The organism is Rubrivivax gelatinosus (genome assembly GCF_016583785.1).
Taxonomy (GTDB): Bacteria; Pseudomonadota; Gammaproteobacteria; order Burkholderiales; family Burkholderiaceae_C; genus Rubrivivax; species Rubrivivax gelatinosus_B.
Genome location: NZ_NRRU01000232.1, coordinates 1 through 673 on the forward strand (window position 1 = coordinate 1; position 673 = coordinate 673).

A 673-nucleotide genomic window follows, 5' to 3' on the forward strand; every position below is an offset into this window, starting at 1 on the left:
ACGTCCGACGAAGACGCGCAGATACTGGACGTCTTCGGCATTCGCAGGCCCCCAGACGCTCGTCAAGATCTGCCGGTGGGTGAGGATGCGGCCGGCATTGCGCATCAGGTAGGCGAGAAGCTCGAATTCTTTCGGCGTCAGCTTGAGCTTCTCCGCCGCGAGCGACACTTCGTGGCGGGCGAGATCGAGCTTCAGATCCCCGACGACGATCTCGGCGCTGTCCTCGCCCGCTTTTCTCGCAGGACGCAGAAGAACCCTCACGCGAGCCAGAAACTCCGGGATCCCGAATGGCTTGACCACATAATCGTTGGCTCCCGCATCGAGGGCCGCGACCTTCTCGTCCTCGCCTTCCCTGACGGACAGCACGAGGATCGGCAGGTTCGACCATTCGCGAAGCCGCGTGATCACCTCCTTGCCGTCGATGTCGGGCAGACCGAGATCGAGAATGACGAGGTCGGGTTCCCTCAGGGCGACGGCCTCCACGCCCTTGCGGCCATTCTCCGCCTCGAAAACCTCAAAACCGTGCGCTCCGAGCGCCACCCGGAGGAACTTCCGGATCTGCGGCTCGTCGTCGATGATCAGGATACGTGTGGCGCTCATGGCTCTGGCGTCGCCTTCTTCGGCACTTCGGGAGCAAGAGGAAGCTTCACGTTTATGACGGTTCCGCGGCCTC

1 protein-coding gene is annotated in these 673 nt (G+C 62.9%); it reads right to left on the reverse strand.

Annotated features, from left to right (window positions below):
* Positions 1 to 600 (reverse strand): response regulator (locus CKO43_RS25555; protein ID WP_200380427.1); only part of this gene is annotated, 600 nt, incomplete at its 3' end.
* Between the last annotated feature and the right edge of the window lie 73 nt (positions 601 to 673).